The following is a 24,539-nucleotide window of genomic DNA, read 5'->3' as shown; positions in this document are numbered from 1 at the left end:
AACGAGGTTCGCATCGCAGGCTCATTGTCCTGGCACGATGTCGACTCACAGGTGCATTGGCGGGTGAGTGACCAGGGGCTGTGGTGTCTCCCGATCGCGCCGACATTGATCCCGGGCGATACGGTCAGGGTGTGTCGGTGCTGAGTGCCCGCGGCTTGTTCGGGAACTACCACCTCGATCGTTTGGTGGGTCGTGGCGGTATGGGTGAGGTGTGGTTGGCGCGCGACCGCACCGGCAGTGCCGTCGCGTTGAAGGTGTTGTCTGCGGCGTATTCCGCCGATCCGGGGTATCGGCGCCGTTTCGAGCGGGAGGCCCGGTTGGGTACCCACGTGCGAAACCCCCACATCGTGCCGATCCGTGCCTTCGGTGAAGTCGATGGTCATCTGTTTTTAGAGATGCCGTTTATCGAGGGTGTGGATCTGGCCACGCGGCTGCGGTCGGGTGCGCTGATTCCGGTTCGGGCGGTCGAGGTCATCGCCCAGGCCGCGGAGGCGCTGGATGCTGCTCATGCGGCGGGGCTTGTGCATCGGGATGTGAAGCCGGGCAATATTCTCGAGGACGCCAACGGTTTCGTGTATCTGATCGATTTCGGTATTGCCCGCGCCGCCGACGGCACCGCCCTCACGGCCACCGGCTTGGTGGTGGGCACGTTGGGCTATATGGCGCCGGAGCGGTTCACCGGGGCGGCCGAGGCTCGCTCGGATGTCTATTCGCTGGCCTGCGTGCTGTATGAAACCCTCACCGGGAGCGTGCCGTACGGTGACGGCGACCCGGCACAGCAGATGCACGCGCATTTGATGTCCGAACCCCCGCATGCCTCGCGGGCTGCCCGAGGTGTCCCGCCAGCGCTGGACGCTGTTATCGCCCGCGGTATGGCCAAGGAACCGGGGGACCGCCACGCCAGCGCGGGCGAATTCGCCGCCGCAGCACGTGCGGCATTGGGCGGATCGGCGCACTCGGCCGCGCCGGTCGCGGCCCCTGCGACATCGAGCCCGCACCCGCCCACCCGCGTCATGACCGCCGTCGGCTCGCCCCCGACCCTGGTCGAGCCCCGGCCGGTGCCGCAGACACCCGAGCCCCGGCTGGGGCCGCAGACACCTGAGACCCGGCTGGACTCGCATACGCCCGATCCGCAGACACCCGAGACCACGCTGATGCCGCAGACACCCGAGACCCGGCTGCAGCCACATACATCCGAGCCGCAGACACATCCGATTGTGCGGGCCCCTCGGCGAAAGCTTCTGGTGCGCCGATGGATACCGGTGGCCGCCGGGCTTGCACTCGTCGCTGCGGCGGCACTGTGGCTGAGCGGTGTCCTGGGGTCCGACTCCGTTCCGGGCACGACGACACAAGCGTCCTCCGCTATTGCCGCGACCGGTTCCCCGCCGCCCTCTACCGGCGGCCAACCCCCGGCTGGTGCGGTGCGCGACGGGAACCTCGCGTTCACCGTGACGGAGGTGGTGTCCAACGTGAACGCCACCGGCGCCCCAGGCGGCTCCTACACCATCGTGACGCTGACGGTCACCAATGTCTCTCGAGGCGGGCAAGCCTTCCGCATCGCCGATCAGCGCCTGATCACCGCCGCCGGGCGCACCGTCGTCCCAGACGCGCCCGCAACCACCGCACTCGATCCGTCCCGCACCGGCGTCGACCAGATCGATCCCGGCAGCACCCACACCATCCGGCTGGCCTTCGATCTACCCGGCAAGGACAAGAACGGGAAGAAGAACGACAAGAAAATCGATGTCCCGAGCCAGTTGGTCCTGCACGGTGCCTCGTCGTCCCCCGGCGTGACCGTGCCGCTCGGCTAGCGGCCCGTCAAGCTAGCTCTTGCCATACCGCCCCCTGGACCAGGGGTGCGGTCGAATGGTGGTCGCCCAGGCCGCGCCGTATTCGACCGCCATACGACTACCCTCGGCGGGCAGCCAATGTATCTGGATGGGCACCAGTTCGGCGGCAGTGCGTATCTGCTGAGCCAGATGGTGTGCAGGGGGCACCCGGACACCCTCGCCGACGAGGTGATCGAGGTTGTGCCGCGCGCCAGTTGCGACATCACACTGGACTTCGAATCGCGGAAGCCCGGGGTCGCGTCGAATCCGCAAGTAGGAAGGCCGGTTGGGTGCGGACCCCGCAGCGGATGCGGGCACGCAGCACCCGTGCAGGGCTGCGGCGACCAGTTGGCGCCGGAGCTGAACAGGGCCGATGAGGGGGTGATGGGGTTGGCACCGAACTCGGTGCCCTGAAGCGATCACATGGGTCTTCGCGGCCTCGTTCCCGGGGGCCGACCCGAGCTCCCCGGCCACGCTCGGCCGCTCGGGATTCCCAGGACCGGTGAGGTGTGGTGGGTTCAGGGACGATGCCTCACATGTCGAGGATTCGGGCAAGAGCGCGGGTGCTGCAGGTGCTGGCCGTCGGGGTTGTGTTGTCGGGGTTGATCGTTGGTTGTGGGACGGATCGCGGGCAGCCGCCGCGGGCCGCGAAGATCGCATTTTCTGATGGCTGGGAGTCGGTCTTCGCGATGAATCCCGATGGCACCGGGGTTGTTCGGATCGCCGCTGGTTCTTATCCGAGCTTCGCTCCGGATGGTTCGAAGATCGTGGTTGGTGGTCGGTCGATATCGATAATGGATTCGGATGGCGGCAATGTCGTGCAGCTCGCCGACGGTGGGTACAACCCGACGTTCTCGCCTGACGGTAGCCGGATCGCCTTCACTCGCGGTGGCGTCATCTACGTGATGAACACCGATGGTGGCGAGCTGAGGCAGCTCATCGGCGCCCCCAGCACGTATGGTCCCGATCTGACCTCGGCACAGCATTCCGCATTCTCGCCCGACGGTTCGAAGATCTTGTTCACCAGGGCCAACACCGTCTGGGAGATGGCAGCCGATGGAACCGGCGCACGGAAGCTGCTGGAGGATCCGTATTTCAATTCCGAACCGGTTTTCACCCCGGACGGGACCGGGATCGTGTTCACCAGTAATCGGGGTGGGAAGGACCGGTCCGAGATCTATGTGATGGATGTGCACGGTGATCACGTCCGACCGCTCACCGACGACTACACGGGGGACCCGTCGTTCTCCCCCGACGGCACGAAGATCCTCTTCACCCGTTTCACCAAGGATTCAGCGTCCAAGTCCGGAGCGGAGGTCTGGGTGATGGACAGCGACGGCGGCAACCCGCGACGTCTCACCGATCCGAAGCAGATTGCGCAGCATCCCAGTTGGGGCCGGGGAACGGATTCGTGACCACCACGAAAGGGCGGCGCGAAATCTTGCTGGGAGTTGGTGTCGGATCACCGGCCGAAATCGGGCGGGACGATATCGTCCCGCCCGATCGGTTTCTACTGCGCGGTGGAGCGGAAATTCCGCAGGCGCAGACTATTGCTGACCACGAAGACCGAGGAGAAGGCCATCGCGGCACCGGCGAGCATCGGGTTCAGCAGCCCGGCCATGGCGAGCGGGATCGCCGCCACGTTGTAGGCGAAGGCCCAGAACAGATTGCCCTTGATGGTGCCCAAGGTCCTGCGGGACAGCCGGATCGCATCGGCGGCCGCCCGCAGGTCGCCGCGGACCAGCGTCAAGTCGCTGGCCTCGATGGCGACATCGGTGCCGGTACCCATTGCCAGGCCGAGGTCGGCCTGGGCCAGGGCCGCGGCGTCATTGACGCCGTCGCCGACCATTGCGACCACCTTGCCCTCGGCCTGCAACCGCTTGACCGCGTCGACCTTATCGGCGGGCAGCACCTCCGCGATCACCTCGTCGATACCGACCTGCGCCGCAATGGCTTTCGCCGCCGCCGTGTTATCTCCGGTGAGCATGATCGGGGTGAGCCCGAGCGCCTTCAGCTGCGAGATCGCCTGAGCGGAGGTGGGTTTCACCGCATCGGCGACGACGAGCACGCCGCGGGCCCTACCGTCCCAGCCCACCGCCACGGCGGTCTTGCCATCGGCTTCGGCCGCGGACATGGCCCGCTCCAGGTCGGTGTCGAGGTGCTGGGCCCAGTCGGCGAGCAGCCGTGGCCGCCCGACGAGCACCGCATGTCCGTCCACCACACCCTGCACACCGAGGCCCTCGATATTGGCGAAGCCCTCGACCGGCCGCAATGCGCCGACTTTATCGCGTGCACCCTTGGCGATCGCCTGGGCGATCGGATGCTCCGACGAATCCTCCAGCGCCCCGGCCAGCGCCAGCACCTCGGCGATGTCCTCGCCCGCGGCGGCAATGACATCGAGCAGGGTCATCCTGCCGGTGGTGACGGTGCCCGTCTTATCGAGCACCACGGTGTCCACCCGACGGGTCGACTCCAGCACCTCCGGACCCTTGATCAGAATGCCGAGCTGCGCACCGCGACCGGTGCCGACCAGCAGTGCGGTCGGTGTGGCCAGTCCGAGCGCGCACGGGCAGGCGATGATCAGCACCGCGACCGCGGCGGTGAAGGCCGCGGCAACCGAACCGCCGGTGCCGAGCCAGAATCCGAGCGTCGCGACCGATAGCGCGATCACGATGGGCACGAAGATCCCGGAGATTCGGTCCGCCAACCGCTGGGCCTGCGCCTTACCGGTCTGCGCGTCCTCGACCAGCTTCGCCATCTGCGCCAGCTGAGTATCGGAGCCGATTCGATCGGCGCGCACCACGATCCGCCCGCCGACATTGACCGTCGCACCGACCACCGCATCCCCGGGACCGACCTCGACCGGCACCGATTCACCAGTCAGCATCGAGGCGTCGACCGCCGAGGAGCCCTCGACGACCACACCGTCGGTGGCGATCTTCTCACCGGGCCGAACCACGAAGGTGTCACCAACGACCAACTGCTCGACCGGGATGCGCTGTTCAATCCCGCGGCGCAGCACCGAAACCTCCTTCGCGCCGAGTTCGAGCAGCGCCCGCAGCGCCGCGCCCGCCCGCCGCTTCGAGCGAGCCTCGAAGAAACGTCCGGCCAGGATGAAGGTGGTGACGCCCGCGGCGGCCTCCAGGTAGATGCTGCCGGTGCCGTCCATCCGCGAGATGGTGAATTCGAACGGATGCTTCATGCCCGGCATTCCGGCCGTGCCCCAGAACAGCGCGTACAGCGACCAGCCCAGCGCGGCGAGGGTGCCCATCGACACCAGGGTGTCCATGGTGGCGGTGCCGTGACGCAGATTGGTCCACGTGGCCCGGTGGAACGGCAGTGCTCCCCACACCACGACCGGTGCGGCCAGCGTCAGCGATAGCCACTGCCAGTTGGTGAACTGCAATGCTGGCACCATCGCCATCGCGATGACCGGCACCGTCAGCACCAGCGAGACCAGCAGTCGGGTCCGCAGCGCGGCCGTCGGATCCGGTTCTTCGGCAGCGGTCCGCGCGGGTTGCTCGATCTTCGGCGCGGGCAGCGCGGCGGTGTAACCGGCCTCCTCGACGGTGGCGATCAACTGCTCGGGTGAGATATCGCCGCTGAAATCGACGCGCGCCTTCTCCGTCGCGTAGTTGACGGTGGCGGTGACGCCGTCGAGCCGGTTCAGCTTCTTCTCGATGCGATTGGCGCAGGATGCGCAGGTCATGCCACCGATCACCAATTCGACCTGTCCGGCGGATGGTTGTGTCGCGGTGGTCATCGTGTGCTCCGTTCTGTGCGACTCAGGGTAGTGATCAGTGACCGTGTCCGGCAGGCTCCGCGGCGGGTCCCGGCGCCGGGGCTCCGGTGTCGGTGACCGAGACGGTGAATTCGGCGGTGCGGACCACGCCTTCGTGCTGGAAATCGAGGAAGAGTCGGTAGTCACCGGCGCTCGGGGCGTCGACGTAGAAGGTTATGCCTGGCCCGGCCGGGGTCACACCATCGCCTGGGCTGCCCTCCGGGTGGACGTGCAGATAGCCGAGGTCGGCGGCGCGCAGGGCCACGAGGTGACCGTAGGCCGCCAGATAGGGCTGCAGATCGGTGACCGGTTTGCCATTGCGGCGCACCGTGAGCACGACCTTCGACGGCTGCCCCGGGTTGACCGTGCCGTCCAGCGTGACGGTGTACTCGCCGACCTGGGCGGTGGTCGACGGTGCGGGCAGCGCCTGCACGTCGTAGTTGCCCGCGACCCGCAGGTCGGCGCCGAGCGTCAGATTCTCGCCGCCTTCGGGGGTGAAGTCGGCGAACACCCGATAGTCCCCGGCTCGGCTCAGATCCAGCGGCACGCTCCAGGTGCCCGCCTGCTCGAGCGTCGGGTGCACATGCTGGAAGGCGGCCATATCGCGGCGGACCACGATCAGGTGCAGGTCCTTATCGTGGCTGCGGACATAGTCGGTGACGGGTGCGCCCGCGCGGTTCAGGATTCGGAAGCGCAGGGGTGCGTTCGCCGCGGCGGTGGTCTGCGGGGTATCCAGGCGCAGCGTGTATCCGTTCTCGCTGGCCATGAGTCCCGCGGGTACCGCATCGGACTTCGACTCGCCCATGGCACCGTGCGCCTTCGAATCGTGCGCGGACTCGGTGGGCTCGGGCCCGAGTGTCGCACCGACGGCCAGCGCGATCCCCAAGACCGCCGCGAGACCGAGGGCGTAACCGGCGAACTTGCTGGACGCGTTCATCGGGATGCTCCGTTCTGGTGTCGTTACTCGGCGAGCCGGTATCCGGCCTTGTCGACGGCGGCGGCGATGGCGCCGAATTCGACCGCCGTGGTGCTGTCGACGGTTACCCGGCCGCTGGCGAGGTCGATATCGACGCTGGTGACGCCGTCGATCTTGCCGACCTCCTTGCTGACCGAGTTGGCGCAGCAGCCGCAGGTCATGCCCGTGACGGTGACAGTGGCGGTGGTGGCTGCGGTGCTCATCTGCTCTCCTTCTCCGATGACGGCTCCTGCCGTCCAACTGGGTTTACCATACCCCCCTAGGGTACATTGTCAAGAAGATAGGCCTACCCCGTGAGGGTATGTACCAGGCAGCATGCCGCCTGAGATACGAAAAGCCCGGCTCGGCGATCGAGTGATCGTCGAGCCGGGCTCGGGATGGTCGTTATTGATGCTCAGGATTCGGGGCGGTAGCTGACCAGGGCCACCGCCGGTGCCGAAACCACCTGCACTTCAGCTGTGTCCGAGACCTTGATGTGCAGGAATCCGCCTTCGATCGACACCGCGACATCTTCGATCGTGCGCACCTGCGCCCCGTCCCGGTCGAGCAGTGCATAGCCTTCTACCAGAGCGACTTTGGTGGCCTTGCGCCATTTCGCGGTCATTTGGGTGCCTTCCGTTGGTGCGGCCGGTGGGAAGTCCAGTTCCGGCTTTGCGACGTGGTTGAAGTAGTTGGACAGGACATTCAGAGCGATATGGCCGACGATCTCGCTCAGTTCGGCATCACTCACGCCGTGCTCGCGGGCCGACGCGATGATCTGATCGCCGACGCGGCCGCGGGACCGCAGCACTTCGCGGGCGATCCGCAGCACCGCATCCGCATGCGGATCCTCGGCGTGCGCCGCGCGGGTGGCCGCGATCGCCTCCTCGGTGAAACCCATCCGGCCCGCGCGCATGCTGTGTGCGGCAATGCAGTAATCGCAACCGTTTTCGCTGGCGACCAGCAGGGCCAGCTGCTCGCGGACGCGGGCGGAGAGCTTGCCGCGGGTCAGTGCGTCGCGCATGTTCAGGTAACCGCGCAGTGTCGCGGGGCTGTTCGCCATGGCGGCGTAGAGATTCGGAATCCGGCCCAGCTGGCGCTGCACCTCGGTGAGCAGATCGGCCTGCTCGGCGTCGGCGGTTTCGATGGACACAAGCGGTAGCCGAGACATTGTGACTCCAAACTCGAACGTAATGGTACCGATCGGTGCCGAGTTGATACGGTACTGATCGGTTCCGAATTCGTCAATTCGGATGGTACTGATCGGTGCCGTTCTGGTAGCGTGAGGACATGGCAACACAGGCCAAGCAGCGATTACTCACCACCGCCGAAGAACTCTTCTACGCCGAAGGCATCAGAGCGGTCGGTGTAGACCGCCTGCTCCAGGAGTCCGGCGTCGGCCGCGCCTCCTTCTACCGCCACTTCGCGAGCAAGGACGACCTGGTCGTCGCGGTGCTCGAGGATCGTGATCGTCGCTGGCTGGCCTGGCTGCGGGAATCCGTCGAAGCCAAGGCGAGCGAGCCCGCGGACCGGCCGCTCGCGGTATTCGACGCGCTCTCGGAACGCTTCGCCCGCAAGGACTTCCGCGGCTGCGCGTTCATCAACACCATGGTGGAGGTGGCCGACCCGGATTCTGCTGCCCACCATGCAGCCGACCAGCACAAACGCCGGGTCATCGGCTACCTCACCGAACTACTCACCGCCGCGGGCCGATCCGACGCCGAGGAACTGGCCGCCGAACTCGCCCTGCTCGTCGACGGCGCGATAGTCACCGCCCTTCGCGAAGGCTCCCCGGCCGCCGCCGACCGCGCCCGCACCATCGCAGGCCGACTACTCGCGACGGCCTGACGCGGCCCGCTGCGGTCGAAGGATGCGCGATCTGCCGACGGGTGTGTCCGTGCATCGGGCGTGCCGTCGCAACCTACTGCTGTGCGCGCAGCATTCGAATCCCGCTGTGGGACAGGGGTATCTGCGCTGTGCAGCAGAGCCGGGACTGCGCGCCGAATTCGCGCCGTCGGACAACTGATTCGAAGTGAATCTCGCGATGGCCTGTGCGGCGTCGGGCCAGCCCATTGGGTTCGTCGAAGCCGGGTATCGGATGCCGATGCGGCGCGCTATTGCCCGCCGCTCGGCTCCAAATGACTGCTACACGTGGCCCGGACCGTCAGGCCGAGTGCAGGTGGCGGGCGGTGGGGGAGGTTTCGGTGGTCGCGGGGTCGGGATAGGTGCCGAGGAGGCGGTCGGCAGTACCGGAGGTGGTGACGGTGAACCAGTAGTGCTCGTTCTTGTAGTGGTGGTGGCGATGGTTGCGCCAAACCGCCCGGTAGAGCGAGCCTTTCGGTTTGTAGTCGGTGTGCACGAGGTAGTGGGTCCACTCGTAGCCGAGGCCGAGCAGGGTGATCATCAGCAGGAAGGTCAGGCCGAGACCGAGGCGCGGGAAGGCCAGGGTGGCGAGCGCGACCAGGATGACGACCAGCACCGACAGTGTCTTGGTCGGAATGAAGATCAGCGGGATATTGCGCGGATCGACGTGGTGCTCACGGTGTTTGCGTGCCAGTTCGCTGTCGATCGGGATCGGGCCGAGCCGCCTCGGCCGCCAGTGCAGTACCGTCACGTGCACGATCCACTCGAAGAGCGGGAAGAGTGCGAGCATGACCGCGGGCACCAGCGCATCGGTCAATTGCCAGTCGCCCACGATGATTCGGGCGACCAGCGCCGCCGCCAGGGTGCTGCCGATCAGCCAGGGCGAGGGATGCCGAATGAATTCCCGGAATGCGCCGCCGAGCGTGAGACCGCGGCGCAGGGTCCGCTCGTCCTGACGCACGCGCTCGCGCGCCGTGGCCGAATCCTTGTTGGATGATTGGGGTTTCGTCATGGTCTTTCCTTGGTGCAGCCAGTCGGTGCCGTCCATTCGGTGGCGCACCGAGCGTTATTCCGAACCGCCGCGGTGATCCGGATCGCCGGATCGTGACAATGCCGTCAGCGACGGGTGCTTTCAGTGCCCTCCAATACTTCGATCAGGGCCGTGGTCGCCGGTTCGAGCAAGGCCCGAGCGGTGCTGGCGGCCTGTTCGGGCTCGCCGGCCTCGATGGCGGCGGCCAGTTTTCGATAGGCCTCGACATTGCCCACCTCGGCGGACATGATCGGGGCCAGCGCCGCGAGCGCGGGTTCGTAGGCGCCGCGCAACATGTTGAACATCAGCCGGAACACGATGGAGTCGGCGGCGTCGACGATGTGATCCCAGAACTCCATCGCGTGCCGCTGCTGTGCGATCGGATCCTGTTCGGCGGCAAGCGCTTCGACGCTGCGATCCAAGGCGGCGCGCACGGTGGCAGAGTCGGTTTTACCGAGCCGGATCGCCGCGAGTTCGGCCACCTTGGGCCCATTGTGCAGCCGCGCCTCCAGAATGCTGCGCGCGACCTTCGGCTCCAACTCCCCGGCCTGAACCAGCAACCTGGGCAACACCTCGAGCCCGGCGCCGCGCCGATAGTCCAGCACGGTGGTCGCATCCCCCTGTCGCACCGCCACCAGCCCGGCCGCCGCCAACCGCTGCAGTGCCTCACGCACCGCGGGACGCGAGACCCCGAGTGCCTCCGCCAACTGCCGCTCACTCGGCAGTGTCGCCCCTGGGGCCAACTCTCCACTGAGCACATCCGCCGCGATCTGCTCGAATACGTCCCCCGACACCGACCGCTTGACCACAGGTTGCAACGCCATGTCCATACTCTGCGCCACAAAGGTCAGGAGGTCAAGTGGTCAGACCAGTAAATGACCAGTACTGCCCCACCGGTTCGCCCGACGCCGGCCGGGTCAGCTGGGGTCGGAGCCGCGGACGGCGGCGAGCCAGATGGCGGTGGCCGCGGCCACCGAAGTGGCGGCCAGGAAGGCGGTGAACCCGCCCTCGGCCACGTAGACCCACATCAGACCCACGAAGGGCGCGGCAACCGTGGACTGGGCGTCGAGCAGCAGGCGGCGGCGGACCCGAGCGGATTCGGCTGCGAGGTCCGGGGCATCGGGGTCGGGGCGGGATGGGTTATCGATCAGGCGACCGGGCGGTTCGGAGGTGCGCGTTTTTCCGGAGGGATAGAAGTGGAGGGTGGCGGTGTCGACGGATCGGTCGGACACCTCGGCCGCGGTTTCGGTCATGCCGAGCAGTCCCGGCTCGAAAAACACCGGCAGCCAACGGGTGCGGTAGTTCTCGGTGATCTCGAGCCAACTGCGACTGACGAGCCGGTGCTGCTGTCGCACCCGCTTGATCTCTACGGTGCGGATATTGTCGCGATGGTCCCCACCGGAACCCGCGCGGTTGCCGTCTGCCAATCCATGCGGCAGGCGCCCCAGCGCCCTTGCCAGTTGAAACCCCGTGTAACCCAGGATGCCCAGCGCCACCGTCGCCAGGGCCGCGAGCTGGTCCAGATCGGCGAACGGCGCCCAGGCCAGGCAAACAACCAGGGCGCCGATCGTCACGGAGACCGGATAGGCCAGGGGGTGGCCCGGTCCGAATTTCACTTCAGGAAGCCGACTTTGGTGTAGTCGGGGCTGGCGAGGCCGAAGGCCCCATAGTTGGCGAGGTTATCGCGGACGGCGTAGGTGCCCGAGGCCTGGTGCAGTGGTACCGAATAGCCCTCGGCGAAGATCATCTGATCGCATTTGTTCGCCAGTTCGATGGCCTTCGCCGGATCCAGTTCGGCAATGGTCTGTTCGATCAGCGCATTCAGTTCGGGTGATCCGATGCGTGCTTTATTGCTCAACTGACTGTTCGGGTTGTTCGGATCATACGTGTAGATCTGCTGCAGGGCCCCCAGCGGTAACACGCTACCGCCCCAGCTGAATTGGGCGATGTCGAAGTTCCCCGGATCGATCACGTCCTTGAACAACCCTTGGCCGGGTACGGTTTGGATGGTCAGTTTCACCCCGACCTTCGCCAGGTTCTGCTGCACGATCTGCGCGGTCTGCACCCAGGCCTCCTGCTGGTACATCACATCGCGCAGTTCCAGCTTTCGCCCATCCTTTTCGCGGACATCGCCATTGAGCTTCCAGCCGAGCGCGTCGAGCATCCGCGCCGCCTCGGCGGGGTCGTAGGCGATCGGCGCCGAATTGTCCTGGTAGCCCTTCTGGCCCTTCATGTAGATGTGGTTGTTCAGTGGCGTCGGATTTTCGACGACACCGTTCTGGGCGGCGGTCACCAGGGCCTGCCGATCGATTGCCTTCGAAATGGCAATGCGCAGTTGCGGATCCTCGAGCAGGGCGCCCTTGCCGCCATTGAAGGTCAGATGCGACCAACTGGGCTCGGGCGTGCGCCGCACCACCACGTTCTTCGAATTCTTCGCGCCGGTCACATTCTCGATGCCGGACATATAGGCGTAGTCGATCTCATTGTTCTGGATCCCGGGCAGCACCGCGGAATTATCGAGCACGCTGAGCGTGATCGTGTCCAGCTTCGGGGTATCGCCCCACCATTTCGGATTGCGGCCCAGCGTGATCCGGTTCTGCGCGCGATCGATGCCGGTGACCATGAACGGACCCGAGCTGACCGGGAGCGTGTCGTGGTCGGCATTGCTGAACGCATCCGGGGTGGCGGTGACAGACTTCGGATACAGCGGACTGAATTGACCCTGCCACTCGGCATACGGCTTATTGAAGGTGACGATCGCCTGCCGGTCGTCCTCGCCTCGTTCGACCTTCTCGACCCGGTCGAAGCCGCTGGGTGAGGAGATGAGGAAGCCGGGGTCCTTGGTGCTCAGCGCGGCCGCCTCCGATCGCAGGTCCTCCCACGTGATCGGGCTGCCATCGGACCATACGGCCTTCGGGTTGATCGTGTAGGTGACCTGCTGGGGGCTGGTATTCGTCAGCTTGATGTCGGTGAAGTAATTGTGGTCGACGGTGAGTTCTCCCGCCGCATTGCTCACCCAAGGAGACGGCATCGTCGGATTGATCACCGTGGCCGTGGTGTCGGTGGTGCCGTCGATATGCAGATAGTTGAAGTTCTCCGGGAAGTTGGTGATGGCCAGGCGCAGGTTCCCGCCGTCGCGCAGCTCGCTGCGATCCTTCGGGTTGATGTCGTTTGTACTGCCGATATCGACCGTGCCCGGGGTGATGCTGTTGTCGGAGCAACCGGTCGCGATCAGGCCGAGCGCGACAACGGGGACGGCGAACCGGGCAAAGCGTGCGGAAGTCATTGCGGGAAACCTCACTTCACGAATCCGATCGTGGTGTAATCCGGTGAAGCCAGGCCGAACGCACCGTAGTTGGCCAGCCCCTCACGCACGGCGATGGTGCCGGGAGATTGCGCGATGGGCAGGGAGAAGCCCTCGTCGAAGATCATCTTGTCGCACTGGTTCGCCAGTTGGATGGCCTTCTCGGGATCCAGTTCGGCAATGGTCTGTTCGATAAGCGCGTTCAGTTCCGGCGAGCCGATCTTGCCCTTATTGCTCAGCGGGTTGGCCGGGTTGTAGGCGTAGATCTGCGGCAGTGCGCCGAGCGGGAGAATGCTACCGGTCCAGCTGAACTGGACGATATCGAAGTTGCCCGGATCGACCACATCCTTGAAAAGGCCATTGCCCGGGTAGGTCTGGATGATCAGCTTGACGCCGATCTTCGCCAGATTCTGCTGCGCGATCTGGGCGACCTGGAGCCAGAGTTCCTGCTGGTACATCACATCGCGGATTTCGAGCTTGCGGCCATCCTTTTCGCGGACGTCACCGTTGAGCTTCCACCCGAGGTCATCGAGTTCCTTGGCGGCTTGCTCGGGGTTGTAGGCGACCGATGCCGCGTTGTCCTGGAAGCCCTTCTGGCCCGCCACGAATATGTGGTTGTTCAGCGGCTTGGGATCGGTCACCACCCCTTGCTGGCTAGCGGTCGCGATGGCCTGCCGATCGATGCCCTTCGAAATGGCCACGCGCAGTTTCGGATCCTCGAGGATCGAGCCAGGCGCTCCGTTGAAGGTGAAGTGCGAGAAGCGCTGTGCCGGGGTCCGGCGCACCTTGATCCCGGGTGCGTTCGAGGCCGTTTTCACCTCATCCAGACCGGATACGGTCGCGGCATCCAGTTCATTGTTCTGCAGGGCGTTGAGCCGGGCCGCATAGTCGAGCACGCTGTAGGTGACCGTATCCAGCTTCGGGGTTTCGCCCCACCACTTCGGGTTGCGGCCGAGCACGATTCGCTGCTGTGCCTTGTCGATCGAGGTGATCACGAATGGTCCGGCCGACACCGCAAGACCATTGCGGTCGACGGCATCGAATGCCTGTGGGGTCGCCGTCGACGCCTTCGGATAGATGATGTCGAACAGTCCCTGCCATTCCGCGTAGTGCTGGCCGAAGGTGACGATTGCCTGCCGATCGTCCGCGCCGCGCTCGACCCGGTCCACCTGGGCATAACCCTGGGTCGCGCGCACCTGGAATGCGTTGTCGCGCCCACTGAGTGCGTACCACTGCGACCGCAGGTCTTCCCAGGTGATGGGGGTTCCGTCGGTCCAGACGGCCTTCGGGTTGATGGTGTAGACGATCGTCTGCGGGCTGGTATTGGTGAGCTTGATTTCGGTGAAGTAGTTGGTGTCAGTCGAAATCTCACCCGCCGCATTGGATTTGATCGAACCCGGCAGTGTCCAGCCGACGAGGTCGGTAACCTCGCCGTCGGCGTCGATATGTGACGAATTGAAGGTCGCCGGGAAATTCGTCAGTGCCAGACGCAGATTCCCGCCCTCGCGCAGCTCGCCCCTTTCCTTTGGATTGATATCATTGGAGCTGGTCAGCGAGCTGCTGCTGGTCTCCAGGTCGCTCGACCCACACCCGGACAAAATCAGCGCGATGGCGACGGCGGGGGCCGCGATCCGGATTCCCACCCGGCGCTGTCGGGCGATGTGTGCTGTTGTCATTTCACGAATCCGATCTTGGTGTAGTCGTATGACGCGAGGCCAGGGGACCCGATATTGGCGAGATCGGCGCGCACGCCGAAGCTGCCATCGCTCTGCATGAGCGGCAGCGAATGTCCCTCCTCGAAGACCTTGCGGTCCACCTCATTGGCCAGTTCGATCGCCTTCTTCGGATCCAGTTCCGAGAGGGTGCGATCGATCAGGGCGTTGAGCTCCGGTGAGCCGATGCGGGCGTAATTGCCCTGCAGGTCGTTCGGGTCGTAGTAGTACGCCTGTCGAATACTGCTGAACGCGAACGCATCACCGGACCAGATGAACTGTGCGGCGTCGAAGTCACCCGGCTGGATGACATCGGTGAAATACCCGGCACCGGGCTTGGTGTCGATGGTCAGCCCCACGCCGATGTCGGCGAGGTTGCGCTGAATGATCTGAGCGACCTGCACCCAGGTCGGATCGTTGTACATGACATCGCGGATGACGAGCTTGCGCCCATCCTTCTCCCGCACGTTACCGTTGATTTTCCACCCCGCCGCGTCGAGTTCGCGAGCGGCCGCCGTCGGATCGAACCCGAGGCTGTTGTCCTGGTAGCCCGTCTGACCCTGCAGGAAGATGTGATTGTTCAGCGGCTTGGGATTCTCGACGAGCCCGTTCTGGATCGCGTTGACGATCGACTGCCGATCGATGGCCTTGGAAATGGCCACGCGCACCCTGGGGTCGGAAAGGATCGACCCCGGTGCGCCATTGAAGGTGATGTGGCGCCAGCGGTTACCCGGCGCGCGCCGAACCACCAGGCCACCGGTATTGCGTACGGTCTGGACGTCGTCGACGGTGGTCAGCTGGATCAGGTCGAGCTCGTTGTTCTGCAGCGCCGTCGTCCAGGCGGAGTGATCGAGCACGCTGAAGGTGATGGTGTCGAGTTTGGGTTTGGCACCCCACCATTTCGGATTGTGGCCCAATACGATTCGGCCCTGCGCGCGATCGGTGGACACGACCTGGAACGGTCCGGCACTGGGCCCCATCGCATTGGCGAGGCTGTTGTTGAACGCATCCGGATCGGCGGTAACGGATTTCGGGAACAGCGAGGCATTGCCCGCGAACTGTCCGCGCCATTCGGCATATGGATGGCCGAAGGTCAGGACAGCTTGGCGGTCATCGACGCCGCGCTCCACCTTGTCCACGAATTCGAAGCCGTTGGTAATGGCGATCAGGAAGCGCTTATCCCGGCCGCTGAGCGCGTTCGCCTCGGATTTGATGTCTTCCCAGGTGATCGGATTGCCGTCGGACCAGACCGCCTTCGGGTTGATCGTATAGGTGACCTGCTGTGGGTCGGTGCTGGTCAGCGCGATATCGGTGAAATAGTCCCGATTGATCGACAATTCGCCGGCGGCGTTGGTGTCGAACGATCGCGGCATCATCGGCCGTTCGATATCGGCTATCTCGCCGTCGTTCCCGTCATTGGACAGGGTGTTCCAGTTGGCCGGGTACGACGTGGTCGCGAGGCGCAGATTGCCACCGTTGCGCACCTCGTCGACGCTCTTGGGATTGATGTCATTGGTGGTGCCGAGTGTGGCTGACAGCCCCGCTGTCGAATCGCCGCCCGAACCGCAGCCCGCCACGATCAGGCCGAGCGCGACCACCGGTACCGCCCACCGCATCCGGCTGGCTCGGGTTCTCGATGGCATCGCGCTCTCCCTCTATCGGCTGACGACCGGCACCGGGACCGCATCGATCAACGCCCGGGTGTACTCGTTGCTCGGATGGTCGAAGATCTGTTCGGCGGGCCCGGCCTCGACGATCTTCCCGCGGTACATCACCGCGATATCGTGGGCCAGGTTGCGGACCACCGAAAGATCGTGCGAGACGAACAGATAGGACAGACCGTGTTCGGTCTGCAGGTTGCGCAGCAGATTCAGCACACCCGCCTGGATGGACACATCCAACGACGACACCGGTTCGTCGAGCACGAGAATCTCCGGATCCAGGGCCAGCGCGCGGGCGATGCTGATGCGCTGCTTCTGGCCGCCAGAGAAATCGGCGGGATAGCGATCGGCGTGCTCGGGCCGCAGACCGACCTGTTGGAGCAGTGCCGGTACCCGCTTGGCGATTTCGGCGCGCGGGCGGCCATCGATGCGCATCGGTTCGGCGAGCACATCGAAGATCGGCAACCGCGGATCCAGCGCGGCCGTCGGATCTTGGAAGACGATCTGCATCTTGCGGCGGATCTCGCGTTTGCGCGCCTTGGTCAGGGTCGCGATATCGCTGCCCATGATCTCGATAGTGCCCGCTTCCGGCTGCACCAGGTCGAGAATCTGGGTGAGTGTGGTGGATTTTCCGGATCCCGATTCGCCGACCAGCGCCAGTGTGCGCCCGGCGCGCACCTCGAAGCTGATGCCGTCGACCGCGCGGACCTCGCCCTTGCGGCGCTTGAACACCACGCCGGAGGTGATCGGATAGGTCTTGACCAGATCGGAAACCCGCAGCACCACCCGCCCATCGGTCTCGGCCTCGGCGCTCGGCTCCGCAATCTCCTGGCGGTAGGCCGCGAACAGATCGGCGGAGGTGACCTCCGCGGTGCGGATACAGGCGGCCGAATGGCCAGGGCCGGTCTTCTCCAATGGCGGCTCGGCCGCGCGGCAGTCATCGATCGCGATCGGACAGCGCGGTGCGAAGGAGCAACCCGGCGGCAGCGCGTGCATCGCCGGTGGCGCACCGACGATCGGGATCAGTGGGCTGCGCGCCGGTCCGTCCATACGGGGAATGGAGCCGAGCAGCCCGACCGTGTACGGCATCCGCGGTGCGGCGAAAAGTTCTGCCGCTGGCGCGGTTTCGACAATCTTTCCGGCATACATCACCGCGACGCGGTCGGCCAGGGTGGCCGCGATACCCATATCGTGGGTGATCATGATGACGCCAGCGCCGGTGATATCACGCGCCTTGCGCAGCAGATTCAGGATCTGCTGCTGCACCGTCACATCGAGTGCGGTGGTCGGTTCATCACAGATGATCAGCGCCGGATCATTGGCGATGGCCATGGCGATGACCACCCGCTGACGCATGCCGCCGGAGAATTCGTGCGGAAATGCCTTAGCGCGCACCGCCGGATCGGGAATGCCCACCATATCCAGCAGCTCCACCGCCCGCGCCGACGCCTCGCGGCTGGTCATATCGGTATGCGCGAGCAGGGCTTCGGCCACCTGATCGCCGACCCGGTAGACCGGGGTCAGCGCCGAGAGCGGGTCCTGGAACACCATGCTGATGGAGCGTCCACGCAGCTTGGACAATTGACGATCGCCGAGTCCGAGCAGTTCGCGTCCGCGCAGCCGGATGGAGCCATTGATCCGCGCCTGTTCCGGCAGCAGCCCGATCACCGCGAGCGAGGAAACCGATTTACCCGAACCGGATTCGCCGACAATGGCGAGCACTTCACCGTCGGAGACGGTGTAGTTCACCCCGCGCACCGCGTCGATCCGTCCCTCCTCGCTCGGGAAGGAAACCCGCAGATCGGAGACCTCCAACAGCGGTGCGGTGGAGTTCTTTTCGATGGCGGCCATATCGCCCGTCATGCCCCGACCTTCTTTTCCGACGCCGCCTTCTTCCGCGAACGAGCCCGTTTCGCGCTGGGATCGAACGCGTCACGCAATCCGTCACCGACCAGATTCGCCGAAAGCACGATGACGATCAGCAGTCCACCGGCGAACATGAACAGCCACGGGAAGGTGAGCGCCGACGCGGTGCCCGACGCGATGAGCGTGCCGAGCGAAACATCCGGCGACTGCACACCGAATCCGAGGAAGCTCAAACCGGTTTCGGCCATGATCGAAGCACCCACCGACAGCGTGGTGTCGATGATCAGGATCGAGGCGATATTCGGCAGGATATGGCTCAGGATCACCGTCCTCGTCGGCGCGCCCATATACCGTGCGGCCCTCACGAATTCGCGTTCGCGCAGACTCATCGTCAGACCGCGCACGATGCGCGCGCTGATCATCCAGCCGAAGACGCTCAGCAGCAGGATCAGCAGCAGGATCGAGCCGCTGCCCTTGGTCTTCGGCGCGAACAGCGCGATGATGATGAAGCTCGGCACCACCAGCAGCAGATCCACCAGCCACATGATGGCCCGATCGGTGAAACCGCCGATGAGCCCGGCGATCGAACCGGTCAGCGCCGCGATGGTGGTGCTGATAATGGCGACACAGAAGCCGATGATCAGCGACTTCTGCATCCCGCGCAGGGTCTGTGCGAGTACGTCGTGGCCGATGGCATCGGTGCCGAAGGGATGTTTCGCACTCGGCGGTTTGCGCAGCGCCGTGCCATCGAGTTCCTGATAGTCCCAGGTCCAGAAGTAGGGCAGCACATAGGCGACCAGCACCAGGATCAGCAGCACGAGCACACCGGCGACGGCGGGCTTATTGCGCAGGAAGCGGCGCAGGACGAGCCTGCGCCGACCGGTGGCGGCCGCGACCTCCGGCGCGCCCTGGACAATGATCTCGGCTTCCGTCATCCCACACGCACCCTGGGGTCGAGAATCGCGTACACCACATCGGACAGCAGGCCCGAAACCAGCACCACCAGACCGGCGAATGCCGTCACCGTGACGACAACGTAGAGGTCCTGGGCATTGATCGAGTTGACCAACCATTCCCCGACGCCGTGCCAGCCGAAGATCTTCTCGGTGAACGTCGCGCCGGTGATCAGACTGCCGAGGCTGTAGGCGAACAGCGTCGCCATCGGGATCAGCGCGGTGCGCAGACCGTGCTTGTAGAGGGCCTTATTGCGGGTCAGACCCTTGGCGCGGGCGGTGCGGATGAAATCGCTCTGCAATACGTCGAGCATGGCGTTGCGCTGATAGCGGCTGTAACCGGCCATCGCGCCGAGGGCCAGAGTGGCGGTCGGCAGCACCAGATGCTGGAGCCGGTCGAGCAATTGCGGGAAAAAGCCGTTGATCTTGTTCGCCGAGGTCTCACCGGTATAGAGGAAGATCTGCGATCCGGTCAGCGTATTCACTTCCAGCGCACCGTACTTCAACAGGGTGGCGAGCAGGAACACCGGCGTGCTCAGCACCAGTAGCGAGACGACCGTGGTGAAGTAATCACTGAATTTGTATTGCCGGATCGCCCCGGCCGCACCGATCAACACCCCGAGCACCGTGCCCACGATCGAACCGATGATCAGCAGCCGCAGGCTCACCAGCACCCGCCGCGGCAGCTCCTCGCTGACCGGCTGTCCGGCCAGCGTCTCGCCGAAGTCACCCTTCGGGATGCCCTTCAGCCAGCTGATATAGCGCTGTGGGATCGGCTCGTTGAGATGCAGCTGTTCGGCCTTGGCATCGATCACCGCCTGCGGCGGACGTGGATTGCGCTGTTCGAGACTGTCCAGCGGCTTGAACGTCAGTGACGCCAGACTGAACGTCAGGAACGAAGCCAGCAGCAACAGCACGACATAATTGAACGCGCGTCGTAGCAGGAAGCCGGTCATCAGTCCTCTGGTCTTACGGCTGGTCGGGCCAGCATCGAGTATTAGTCCCTGATCATAAGGACGTGGGTGCGACCGTGCGTGACTCGTGTGAGATCGGCATGTCCCTTATCCTGTCGTTGCCGGTGCGTCCAGGCTTTTCTCGGCGCTCTAAGGGGGACCGTAATGAGTTATCCGCAATATGAGCCGTATCCGCTGGCTCCGGCGCCCGCGCCCGGCGGCGGCACCGCGATCAGCGCCGGAGTGCTGGCGAGTATCGGCAGCGCGGGCCAGTTGCTCGGCGGCGGTATGAATATCGTGCTCGGGGTCACGGACCTGGGGACCGACCTCGCCGACTACGACTCGACCGGCCTGTTCGCGCAGCCGTGGTTCAGGACATATGCGCTGGTGACCGGTGTTATCGCGCTGATCACGGCGATCCTGCTCGGTGTCGGCGCAGTCATGATGTTCACCAGGAAGCCGCTCGGCCGGGTGCTGGTCGTGGCGGGGTGTGCGGTGGTCGTGATCGCCGGAATCGCGGAGTACACGGTGACACTGCGCTACACCACCTCGGGCGGTGGCGCGGCAGCGATCAGCGGTGGCGTCGGCGGTCTGATCGGGCTGGTCTTCCCGATCGCCACCGCGGTCCTCGCCCTCATCGCCCCGACGACGCGCTGGTTGAACTATGACCCGGCGAGCGCCTACCCACCACCGGTGGCCGGGTACCCGTACGGACCTGCCGCGCCACCTCCCGGACCAGCGCTGTATTCATCCGGATCGGGCGCGGCGCCCTACCCGCCCGCGTCGACCGGTTATCCGCAGTACAGCCCCGGTGCACCGTATCCTCACGCGGGTTCCGCCTATTCGGGAACCGACCAGGCAGGAACCCAGGCCGCATCTCCGGCGGGCACGCCCTCGGATTGGTCGGCGAATCCCTCGATAGGGCCTGCATCTCCGGCATCCGATCAGGCTGGGCCAAAGGCCGCGTCTCCGGCGGGCACGCCCTCGGACTGGTCGGCGAATCCTCCTGCGGCCCCCGCATATCCGCCGCCCGATCAGACGGCGCAGGCCGCGTCTCTGGCGGCCACACCCTCGGACCGGTCGATGAATCCTCCAGCAGTCCCTCCATATCCGCGGCCGGGTCAGGCCGCATCCCAGGCGGGTACGTACTCGGACTGGTCGGCGAATCCCTTGGGTGTGCCTGCATATCCGCCGCCGGGTCAGGCCGGGCCACATGCCGCACCCCCGGGCACACACCCGGGCGCGTCGGCGAATCCCGCCGCAGCCCCTGCACATCCGCGGCCTGATCTGGCGAAACCACAGCCTGACCAGGCTGAACAACAGCCCGACCCGACAGTGCAGGCCGACGACTCCGTATGGCGGCGACCGCCATCCAAGTGACAGCCGCACACTGCGCGAGCCGATCGTGGTGGCACGGATCGAGGCCGTGGTGATAGCCGCGACCTCGCCGAGATGGTCTTCCGGCAGGATGGAATAGGTGACGCGCCTGCACCTGCCCAAGCCGAAGATGGTTGCCACCGATGTGGACGGCACCCTCATCGATCACGACGAGCGGGTTACCGCGCGAACCAAGGCGGCGGTGGCCGCGCTGATCACCGACGGTGTGCCATTCGTCCTTGCCACCGGCAGGCCGCCCCGCTGGATCGATCCGGTGGTCGACGGGCTCGGCTACGCGCCGCTGTGTGTCTGCGGCAATGGTGCGGTGATCTACGACAGCGCCGCCGATCGGGTGCTCGCCAGCCGCACGCTCGACGTGGACACCCTGTCCTGGATCGCGGATCTGGCCGAACGCGCGCTGCCCGGCTGCGGCCTCGCCGCCGAACGCGTCGGTGCCAGCGCGCACGATGCGGTGACGCCGCAATTCGTGAGCTCGCCGGAATACGAGCACGCATGGCTCAATCCGGATGACACCGAGGTCTCGCGCATGGAAGTCATCGATGCGCCCGCGATCAAGATGCTTGTTCGACTACGCGGCACCCGAAGCGCCGATATGCGCTCGGTCCTCGCACCGCTGATCGGCGACCGCGCCGATATCACCTACTCGACCGACCACGGCCTGATCGAACTCTCCGCCCCCGGCGTCACCAAGGCGTCCGGCCTGGCGATAGTGGCCCAGCGCCTCGGCGTCGAACATTCAGCCATTATCGCGTTCGGTGATATGCCCAATGACGTACCGATGCTTACCATGGTCGGCCACGGTGTCGCGATGGCCAACGCACACCCGGAGGCGCTCGCGGCCGCAAACGAAGTCACCGCCGCGAACTCCGAAGACGGTGTGGCGCAAGTACTCGAGCGCTGGTGGGTCTGAGCTGGTCAGCGGGACTGACCGAATCCCGGTGAGCCGTTGCAGAGTTCGGCCGGCTGGGCACAGATATCGAAGCGGCCCAGGCGGTTTCCGGTGCAGAAATGCGCCGAGCCCAACTGGTCGACGCGGTCGTCGCAGCTGGGCTCGGCGTGGTGCGCTGGTCAGCCAGCGGGTGCGCTGGCCTGGCCGACCGGATTGCGGCTGATCTGCTGTTGGTTGGTTTCGTTGTAGGCCTTCCAGACGGTGGTGATGATGCCGGTCAGCTGGTTGAGAATCAGTGAGCCGTACTGGAAGTCGGTGCGCAGTCCGTTCGGCACCGGATAGGTATTGCTCAGCGGGAGGCCGAGGAAGCCAGCGTCGGCGCCGAGGGCGAGGAAGCGGTCCAGGATCGCGCCCATCACCTCGTACACCTGACCATTCGCGCCGGTGTAGGCATACCCGTTGACGAATTTGGCGTACTGCTGCCCCTGGGTGGCGGGCAGCGGCTCCGATACAGCCGCGCCGAGCGGGCCGTCCGGACCGCCCTTATCGGCCCAATGTTTGGCGATCGGGTTCTGATTCACCATGCCGAGCAGTTTGGCGGTCAGCGCGGCCAGCGTTGCGATATCCGGCTGGGGGCGCGGGGCGGTCTGCGACTGCGCCTGCTGCTGGGGTGCCTGCGCCTGCTGTTGCGGTTTGCTCGACGTGCCGGAAGCGCCCGATACGCCCGCGGCGATATCGCGGATGCGATCCATATCGGCATAGGCCGCGTCACCGGGGCAACTGGTATTGCCGACGTCGCGATGCGCGAACACCACCGGCAGCCGGACCGCCTCGCCCTCCGGATAGGGGGTGAATTCGGTGCCCTCGGAGTACATCGTGGTGGAACCCTTGGGGTCGAGGCCCGCAATCTTGGACCGCCAGCCGATGAACCGGCCGACCGCGTCGAGCGCCTCCGCGGAGGGCTCCTCGGACTCGTAGTTGCCCATCAATGCCACACCCGAGGTGTTCTCGTTGAACCCACCTGCGTGCGCACCCTGCACCGGACGGTCCAGTCCGCCGAAGCGGCCCTCGAAGATCTGGCCGTACTTGTCGACCAGTGCGTTGTAACCGATATCGCACCAGCCCAACGTCTTTGCGTGATAGGTGTAGATCGCGCGGACGATGCCCGCGGATTCGGCCTTGCTGTAGTCGTTGCGGCCCGCGGTGTGGTGCACCGTGATGCCGCCGACCTGGTCGTCGTAGGTGGGGTCTTCGCAGCGAATGGATTCGTCGGCGCCCCACTGGGATCGGGTGATGACATTGGGTCCGCCGCCGGGCAGCGCCGCCGCGACATCGGTGAGCGTGCCGTCGATGGCCCCTCGGCCCGGATCGATCAGCACAGCCGTCAGTGCGGCAGCGGTCTGAGCCGGATCATCCGAGCGAGGGGCGGCCTGGGTGGGCCGCATCGGCACCGCGCCCTCGGCATCATCCGCGATCGGGGAATGCGGTGAGGTGGCCGGGGTCGGCTTGCGGGTCACCAGAATCTGCACCGACTTGGTATTGCCAACATAGATCGGTTCGGTGCCGGTGGTGCCGCCCGCCGCCACTCGATCGTTGCGACGCGTATCGACGGCTTGGCTGTCGTACCAGGGGCCCCAGGTGTCATCGGACTGACGGGCCCGGATCATCACCTTGGTGTCCACCAGATCGTGCGCGGTCAATGCGACGAGGCTGAACGGTGTATCCCGACTGACTTCCTTGACCTGCGCACCGACCTGGCTGAGCAGTTCCGGTGGGACAGCGCCGGGTGCCAGTGCGGGTGTGTCCGGGGTGATTCCGGGTTCCAACTGGTCCTCGTCGGCGATGAAGGCGGCGGCCGAAGGATGACGTTGGCCGGACTGCGCGGGACCGGTTTGGCCTGGAGTGATGCCCTGTCCGAGGGTGCCTCGACCTGTGTCGGGGCGCTGACTTGTTCGGGGGCTTTGACCCGGCGTGGTTTGGCTGGGTGTGATGCTCTGACCATGGGCGGTGCCCTGACCGGTGTTGGGGCTATGGCCCGGCGTGGTTTGGCCGGGAATGGCCTGGCCAGGGGCGGATTGCCCTGGAGTCGGTTGGCTGGGGAAGGTTTGCCCGGGAGCCAATTGGGCCGGAACAGGTTGGTTCGGAACCGGTTGGCCTGGAAGGGATTGGCTGGGTGTGGTGCCCTGACCGAGGGTGGTGCCTTGTCTGGTGTTGGGGCTCTGGCCCGGCGTGGTTTGGCCGGGAATGGCCTGGCCAGGGGCGGAATGACCCGGAGTCGTTTGGCCGGAGAAGGTTTGACCGGGAGCCGATTGGCCTGGGATTGATCGGCCGGGAGCCGATTGGCC

At 65.5% G+C, this 24,539-nt stretch carries 19 protein-coding genes; 5 read left to right on the top strand and 14 right to left on the bottom strand.

What is annotated here, in order from left to right; genetic code table 11:
• Nucleotides 1-131 precede the first annotated feature (131 nt).
• Both ABZ293_RS13235 and ABZ293_RS13230 read left to right on the top strand, forming a co-directional pair.
• On the top strand, nucleotides 132-1,811 hold the full coding sequence (locus ABZ293_RS13235; RefSeq protein WP_355180213.1) for a protein kinase: 1,680 nt from the start codon (nucleotides 132-134) through the stop codon (nucleotides 1,809-1,811).
• 554 nt (nucleotides 1,812-2,365) lie between these two features.
• Nucleotides 2,366-3,244 carry a hypothetical protein gene (locus ABZ293_RS13230; RefSeq protein ID WP_355180211.1) on the top strand — a complete coding sequence of 293 codons (879 nt, stop codon included), beginning with the start codon at nucleotides 2,366-2,368 and terminating at the stop codon, nucleotides 3,242-3,244.
• Between the two features lie 95 nt (nucleotides 3,245-3,339).
• Here the strand turns inward: ABZ293_RS13230 and ABZ293_RS13225 are convergent, their stop codons facing one another.
• From ABZ293_RS13225 to ABZ293_RS13210, 4 genes are all read right to left on the bottom strand, one after another.
• Nucleotides 3,340-5,592, bottom strand: coding sequence for a heavy metal translocating P-type ATPase (locus ABZ293_RS13225; RefSeq protein ID WP_355180209.1), 2,253 nt, complete (start codon nucleotides 5,590-5,592; stop codon nucleotides 3,340-3,342).
• 34 nt (nucleotides 5,593-5,626) lie between these two features.
• A complete protein-coding gene (locus ABZ293_RS13220) occupies nucleotides 5,627-6,547 on the bottom strand; it encodes a hypothetical protein (RefSeq protein WP_355180207.1) in 921 nt (306 codons plus the stop codon).
• A 23-nt stretch (nucleotides 6,548-6,570) separates the two neighbouring features.
• On the bottom strand, nucleotides 6,571-6,789 hold the full coding sequence (locus ABZ293_RS13215; RefSeq protein ID WP_355180205.1) for a heavy metal-associated domain-containing protein: 219 nt from the start codon (nucleotides 6,787-6,789) through the stop codon (nucleotides 6,571-6,573).
• Between the two features lie 191 nt (nucleotides 6,790-6,980).
• Entirely contained in the window at nucleotides 6,981-7,718 is a 738-nt protein-coding gene (locus tag ABZ293_RS13210; protein WP_355180203.1) for a carboxymuconolactone decarboxylase family protein, read from the bottom strand.
• 137 nt (nucleotides 7,719-7,855) lie between these two features.
• On the opposite strand from ABZ293_RS13210, the gene ABZ293_RS13205 reads away from it, so the two are divergent.
• The gene (locus ABZ293_RS13205) at nucleotides 7,856-8,413 is read left to right on the top strand and encodes a TetR family transcriptional regulator (RefSeq protein WP_355180201.1); all 558 of its coding nucleotides are present in this window, start codon (nucleotides 7,856-7,858) and stop codon (nucleotides 8,411-8,413) included.
• Nucleotides 8,414-8,729: 316 nt separating this feature from the next.
• Here ABZ293_RS13205 and ABZ293_RS13200 read toward each other — a convergent pair whose 3' ends face one another.
• The 9 genes from ABZ293_RS13200 to ABZ293_RS13160 form a co-directional block, all read right to left on the bottom strand.
• Nucleotides 8,730-9,440, bottom strand: coding sequence for a sterol desaturase family protein (locus tag ABZ293_RS13200; RefSeq protein WP_355180199.1), 711 nt, complete (start codon nucleotides 9,438-9,440; stop codon nucleotides 8,730-8,732).
• Between the two features lie 104 nt (nucleotides 9,441-9,544).
• Entirely contained in the window at nucleotides 9,545-10,282 is a 738-nt protein-coding gene (locus ABZ293_RS13195; RefSeq protein ID WP_355180197.1) for a FadR/GntR family transcriptional regulator, read from the bottom strand.
• Between the two features lie 93 nt (nucleotides 10,283-10,375).
• On the bottom strand, nucleotides 10,376-11,074 hold the full coding sequence (locus ABZ293_RS13190) for a hypothetical protein (protein ID WP_355180195.1): 699 nt from the start codon (nucleotides 11,072-11,074) through the stop codon (nucleotides 10,376-10,378).
• The gene (locus ABZ293_RS13185) at nucleotides 11,071-12,744 is read right to left on the bottom strand and encodes an ABC transporter family substrate-binding protein (protein ID WP_355180193.1); all 1,674 of its coding nucleotides are present in this window, start codon (nucleotides 12,742-12,744) and stop codon (nucleotides 11,071-11,073) included. Before ABZ293_RS13185 ends, ABZ293_RS13190 begins: the two co-directional genes overlap by 4 nt.
• An 11-nt stretch (nucleotides 12,745-12,755) precedes the next feature.
• Nucleotides 12,756-14,438, bottom strand: a complete 1,683-nt coding sequence (locus ABZ293_RS13180) for an ABC transporter family substrate-binding protein (protein ID WP_355180191.1) — start codon at nucleotides 14,436-14,438, stop codon at nucleotides 12,756-12,758.
• Nucleotides 14,435-16,117 carry an ABC transporter family substrate-binding protein gene (locus ABZ293_RS13175; RefSeq protein WP_355180189.1) on the bottom strand — a complete coding sequence of 561 codons (1,683 nt, stop codon included), beginning with the start codon at nucleotides 16,115-16,117 and terminating at the stop codon, nucleotides 14,435-14,437. Before ABZ293_RS13175 ends, ABZ293_RS13180 begins: the two co-directional genes overlap by 4 nt.
• Before the next feature lie 12 nt (nucleotides 16,118-16,129).
• Complete coding sequence (locus ABZ293_RS13170) at nucleotides 16,130-17,998, bottom strand: ABC transporter ATP-binding protein (protein ID WP_355180187.1); 1,869 nt, start codon at nucleotides 17,996-17,998, stop codon at nucleotides 16,130-16,132.
• On the bottom strand, nucleotides 17,995-18,936 hold the full coding sequence (locus ABZ293_RS13165; protein ID WP_355180185.1) for an ABC transporter permease: 942 nt from the start codon (nucleotides 18,934-18,936) through the stop codon (nucleotides 17,995-17,997). Before ABZ293_RS13165 ends, ABZ293_RS13170 begins: the two co-directional genes overlap by 4 nt.
• A complete protein-coding gene (locus ABZ293_RS13160; protein WP_355180183.1) occupies nucleotides 18,933-19,910 on the bottom strand; it encodes an ABC transporter permease in 978 nt (325 codons plus the stop codon). The genes ABZ293_RS13165 and ABZ293_RS13160 overlap by 4 nt, the downstream gene beginning before the upstream one ends.
• A 162-nt stretch (nucleotides 19,911-20,072) precedes the next feature.
• On the opposite strand from ABZ293_RS13160, the gene ABZ293_RS13155 reads away from it, so the two are divergent.
• Entirely contained in the window at nucleotides 20,073-21,287 is a 1,215-nt protein-coding gene (locus ABZ293_RS13155) for a hypothetical protein (protein WP_355180181.1), read from the top strand.
• A gap of 106 nt (nucleotides 21,288-21,393) precedes the next feature.
• On the top strand, nucleotides 21,394-22,215 hold the full coding sequence (locus ABZ293_RS13150) for an HAD family hydrolase (RefSeq protein WP_355180372.1): 822 nt from the start codon (nucleotides 21,394-21,396) through the stop codon (nucleotides 22,213-22,215).
• Between the two features lie 158 nt (nucleotides 22,216-22,373).
• On the opposite strand, the gene ABZ293_RS13145 is transcribed toward ABZ293_RS13150, so the two are convergent.
• Nucleotides 22,374-24,020, bottom strand: a complete 1,647-nt coding sequence (locus ABZ293_RS13145) for an N-acetylmuramoyl-L-alanine amidase (RefSeq protein ID WP_355180179.1) — start codon at nucleotides 24,018-24,020, stop codon at nucleotides 22,374-22,376.
• Nucleotides 24,021-24,539: the final 519 nt, after the last annotated feature.

The organism is Nocardia sp. NPDC005998 (assembly GCF_040614395.1).
In the GTDB taxonomy this organism is placed as follows: Bacteria; Actinomycetota; Actinomycetes; order Mycobacteriales; family Mycobacteriaceae; genus Nocardia.
This window is presented reverse-complemented; position numbering and strand designations above follow the sequence as displayed.